This window comes from Pseudomonadota bacterium (assembly GCA_023229365.1).
Classification (GTDB): domain Bacteria; phylum Myxococcota_A; class Polyangia; order JAAYKL01; family JAAYKL01; genus JALNZK01.
In genome coordinates this window covers 1-4,547 of sequence record JALNZK010000224.1, presented here as the reverse complement: position 1 = coordinate 4,547, position 4,547 = coordinate 1, and the positions used below count along the sequence as shown (strand labels likewise).

5 protein-coding genes are annotated in these 4,547 nt (G+C 42.8%); all 5 read right to left on the bottom strand.

What is annotated here, in order from left to right:
- Positions 1-305 (bottom strand): hypothetical protein (locus M0R80_31385; protein MCK9464146.1); only part of this gene is annotated, 305 nt, incomplete at its 3' end.
- A gap of 5 nt (positions 306-310) precedes the next feature.
- Positions 311-2,071: a phage portal protein gene (locus tag M0R80_31380; protein ID MCK9464145.1), complete on the bottom strand. Its 1,761-nt coding sequence runs from the start codon at positions 2,069-2,071 to the stop codon at positions 311-313.
- A gap of 9 nt (positions 2,072-2,080) precedes the next feature.
- The gene (locus M0R80_31375; GenBank protein MCK9464144.1) at positions 2,081-3,541 is read right to left on the bottom strand and encodes a hypothetical protein; all 1,461 of its coding nucleotides are present in this window, start codon (positions 3,539-3,541) and stop codon (positions 2,081-2,083) included.
- Positions 3,498-3,968: a hypothetical protein gene (locus M0R80_31370; GenBank protein ID MCK9464143.1), complete on the bottom strand. Its 471-nt coding sequence runs from the start codon at positions 3,966-3,968 to the stop codon at positions 3,498-3,500. The genes M0R80_31375 and M0R80_31370 overlap by 44 nt, the downstream gene beginning before the upstream one ends.
- 80 nt (positions 3,969-4,048) lie before the next feature.
- Positions 4,049-4,345, bottom strand: a complete 297-nt coding sequence (locus M0R80_31365) for a hypothetical protein (GenBank protein ID MCK9464142.1) — start codon at positions 4,343-4,345, stop codon at positions 4,049-4,051.
- Positions 4,346-4,547 lie beyond the last annotated feature (202 nt).

Here is a 4,547-nt window from a genome sequence, read left to right as displayed (position 1 = left end):
GAAGTGTTCCCTGGTGTTTTGGATATCTCATAAAAAGCAGCATTCTTGTAGTCAGAAACAATCTCTTTATTGACTGACCTTATAGTTCTATCCCAAGTCTGTTTATCTATCTGGTCGGTAACTTCGTTGAACCTTGTACTCGCATAGTCAAAATAAGCGTTGTTGTCTATCTGGTTGGTATCCCAGAGATACTTCATTTCAGTATCTTCCAACGACTGAACTTTTTTCTGTGCAGCTTGGGCTTTCTTGTATAGGGAACTAGAACTTGAGTAAGTGTTCCCTAGGTAACGGCTGTTTACTGGCATAAAAATTATACTCCGTTATTTTGATTTGTTGTCGCCATAGCACCTTCGGCTGATACGGCAGGAGCACCTGAACCTGCTTGGCTCATCGGTTGCGTACCTTGGTTCTGGTCAGTCGTTAGAGGTGCGTTAGTAGACTGTTGCCCTTGAGCAGGCTGTTGTGGCATTATTTCGAGTTGATTTACCATTCTCAGATTAGCCGATAAGATAGCCCCCAGAATTGGGTCTTTCATTTCGGATTTGATTCGGTCAATTTCCTCAGATACATTCTGCGTGCCTATCTTCTCCAAATATGTCTCGAGAGATATAAGCCCACCACGAACATTATTAAGTAGCATTGTGTTATAACTCGCATCTTCTTTCCTCAATACCGAAGGCCACTCGATGTCTAGTTCGACAGAATCGCCTATCAGTTTTTTAGTTTCTGGTGAGAGGTCTTTTAATTCTTCAATAATATCGGTAAATAATTCGACTAGAGTGCGTTCCCAACGGCTCTGTTTGTCTTCTGCGATGTCGATGGTTGATTTCATCCCTGTCATAAGGGCTTGGTTGGATTCAAAACTCACCGTAGGGTCGTCTATCATCACTCTACCGAGCCCGAGAACTCTAAAGAGAGATTCTTTGATTTCGTCTAGCATTGTTTTGTAAGGGTAGACGCCTGGTTGGAATTGTTTGATGTTCATTTCTTGGTCTAGCCCGATAGGAAAGACTTGCATTGCTCCACTATCCTTCTTGGGTAGATTTGTAGATTCAAAACCACGAGCCTCGATAAAAGGGAACATCTTTTTAAGCAAAGTTAAAGAGTCCGACATCTGAGCGATGTAGGTTCTGTTGAGGTCGATAGCCTCGTCTGAGATATCTGAAGCACCCCAAGGTCTCTGTAATCTCTCTCTGTTTTGGAAGATGTAAAACTTAGGGATGAATTTCTTATTCGTTTCGTAGCCGACAAGTTTGTCGCCAACGATTAGGGCGTTAAAGATTTCGCCATCGTTGATTTCTGAATCCCTGCCGACAAAATCAATACAAGTAAGCATTTTTCTTGAAGTAGGTTCGACTAAAGAGGTTGAGTAGATAGAGGCGTTATCAGCCAAGAAGGATTCGCCCTTTTTAAGTTTATCTCCGTAGAGTCTGGTCGCAGAGGCGACCGAGATACGATAAGTAATCGCATCAAAATCCCGTTCTCTAAAATTAGTCGATGACCACCCTGCCACAAAGTTCTGAGGGGATTCGATAGAAACCAACTTAATGTCGTTGCCGTCTCGGTATTTCTTAATGATTCCCACCCCGTAAGCCGAGGCTACGGCAGCCATATTCAAAAAGATTCCTTTACCACCGTTGTCAGCGATAACCCCGTTTAAGAGTTCTTTGGCTGAGGTTGATTCGCCTTCACTGCGTTTGTTTTTAAGCTCGGCATCCTTGTACTCGGGAGTGCCCTTATCGAACAAGGACAAATCGACCTTGTCGTATCTTGAGATAATATTAAACCCTCTACCCATCACTTGGAAGGTGTGAATATCCTTAGCTCTGTTGAGGAAGTTGTATTTGGTCTTGTCAAACCCTTCCTTGATGTCCATACCCTCAAAGATTTCGTCTGAGTCGTTTAAAAGTCGGTCTCTGGTGTCCATATAGGCGTTTCTGGTAGTAGTTTCGCCTTCTAGTTCTTTAATTGAGTTCTGTATCCTAGTGACGATGAATTTCTTTTTCTCTTCGTCAAAGTCTATTTCCTTCTCCACCTTAGGTGTGTCAGGAAGGAGTTTCTTTTTCTTCATTTTTTCCCTCTACCAAGCTATATAACTCGGCTTTAATGTTGTAATTTTAGGCTGTCCGTCAGTAGCGTACCAACACGCCAGACAGAACGAGATGACCCAATCGGTTTTAATCTTCTCGTCATTTTGTGTATAGTTGGCTAGTTGTTGGACTAACCTTCTTAATTTATTTGAAAATACCACTCCGTTGGAATCGAGGAGCTTACGCCCTGCTAAAAGGATGTCTTCTTTGCGGTCTACCTGCCCTACTCGTCTTGACGGAGCCCCTACCACTCTGCCTGAACCGAAACAGCGAGTCTTCGCCCTGATGTCGGCTGGTAATTGGTAGTAATAGTGCATCGCTTCCCCATTAAACACTTCTAGGATTAAGGAACAGGTCTGTTCCTCGTTGTAATGGTAGAAGATATCCATTATATTTTGATTATGTAAAACTGGGCTCTGGGAGTTTCCTTTCATTCCGGAAGTTCTGACGATTTTAAACGGTCTTTCCGTCCAGTCGAGGACAGTAATGACGAGTTCGTCTTCCCCGATAGCCGTGTCGATAGCGATAATATACCTATGCCCCTTCTGAAAGGGGGTGTACTCTTCCATCTCAACGGAAGCGTCTAGGACTTTTCGGTTGTCAAACACCTTATTCCCGACAGAAACGAACTTCCCATAAAGGACTTGGTCGAGTTCGGGTCTTCCTCTTAAGAGTTGTTTGGTTTCTTCGAAATACTCGGGTGGTAAGTGAGGGTTATCATAAGCAGACCCCTCTTGAGAGTAGAACATATCGTCCTTCACATTTCCGTCACCACCACCCTTCCAAAAGAGTTCTTGGTAAAAGATATTTGAAGGCGAAGTCGCATCAGGCGTCCCTACTAAATCAAGTTGACCCGAAAAGTCAGCTAGTCTAGGGATTAAAAGCCCTGAATATTCTTCCTCTAAATGTAAATCCTTACAGGCTTCATCAAATCCGATATAACCAAAAGCCTTAGCAGCGATTGATTTCCCCTTATCTTCCCCTGTTGATCTGACTAAAGTCGTAGAGTGGTTCCAATACTTAATCTGCATCGGATAACTCTCGGTGATTCCTGTCATCGCCCATTCAATCAGACATTTGTTGGTGGTCATCTTCCCGTTAACCCTCATCGGGTAAGAAGAAGTTAGAATCTGTCTAATCGTAGTCGTGATTACTTCAGCTTGTTGTGAGTGGGGTGCTAACGCACCAGTCAGATATTCTGCACCTAGCCAAGCCTTCATATTCCCCATCGGAACTCCGACTTTGTAAAAAGCCTTATGGATGTGCTTAATGGCAAGCATCGTAGTCTTTCCATACCGATTAGCTGGGACTAGAATATTAACCTTAGCCTTAGAGTTTGAAAACTTAACCTGCCCTGGGTGTAGCTCTACCCCTAAAAGTTCCCTAGCAAATAAATAAACATCATCCCTACCCCTCGAGATAACTGATTGGAGATTCTGTGGAATCAGCATCAATAACCTCCGTGTTCGTAATCTCTCCACTAATAAAAGCGTTCAACATTTCAAGGACCTTTAATTGTCTATCTTTGTTTTTCTCTTCAATATCGGAAGTATCTTTAGCCACGCCCCTCAAAACAGAGGCGTTCATTTTAATATTCCCAGCTTCCAACTCCTCCATCCCGACTTCCATCATCTTCTGACGGACATCTTCGTGTTTAAGGCGTTGTTTCTCTAGGTTGGCTTCGTACTTCTTTTGAATTAAAACGTTCTCATCAGGGTTCTGGTGTTTAGCTAGGTGGTGGGTCATAGAAATAGGGTTGAAGTTTAACTCTTTGCATATCTTACGCTGGGTTTCCCCACCCTTAACGAATTTAGAACAGTTATACAACCGTCTCTCGAGTTTGGAAGAACCACTCTCTCCCAACTCTTTCATTATCACCTTGCAAATGGAACACTGTTTTACTAAAATAGCACCCTCCTACCTTCTTTAAGTTCTTACTAATATTATAAGGGTCTTGTTTATTGCTTCCCCTTACAGGCTTTGCAGACCTTAGCACCAAAGTATGGCAAGAGGGCTCCACAGCCTTCGTACTTACAGGTATTTACCCGTATCTTTTTGGTATCTATCTCTCTGGGTGCTACCTTGGCTTTCTTAATGATAGTTCGAGCCTCTGACCTTGCCTCTACGGCTTTTTCGTGCCTTATTTCTTTACCCGTATACCCCATATCCTTTTGGACTAATGTACGTATATATCCCTTCCCCATTGACTTGATGTATTCGTGCTCGTTTTCCTCTAGGTAGATTTCTATTCTCATATTTCTCCTTTCATATATATTATAGCATACCCGTATACGTATACGTTTACTTAATAATTATGTATGAGACTGCCCTTATAGTAAGAACAGCCCCACCCAAGCACAGATGCATACCCCTCCCCGTGCCTGTATAGTGTACACTTTGAGTATACTTTGTGCTTAAATACGCTTCTATATGCCTCATAGTGGGAGAATGATCTTG

What these genes read in the sequence shown, in the direction of transcription:
- M0R80_31380 (MCK9464145.1), bottom strand. Translation starts at nt 2,071, where the DNA reads ATGAAGAAAAAGAAACTCCTTCCTGACACACCTAAGGTGGAGAAGGAA.
- M0R80_31375 (MCK9464144.1), bottom strand. Translation starts at nt 3,541, where the DNA reads ATGCTGATTCCACAGAATCTCCAATCAGTTATCTCGAGGGGTAGGGAT.
- M0R80_31365 (MCK9464142.1), bottom strand. Translation starts at nt 4,345, where the DNA reads ATGAGAATAGAAATCTACCTAGAGGAAAACGAGCACGAATACATCAAG.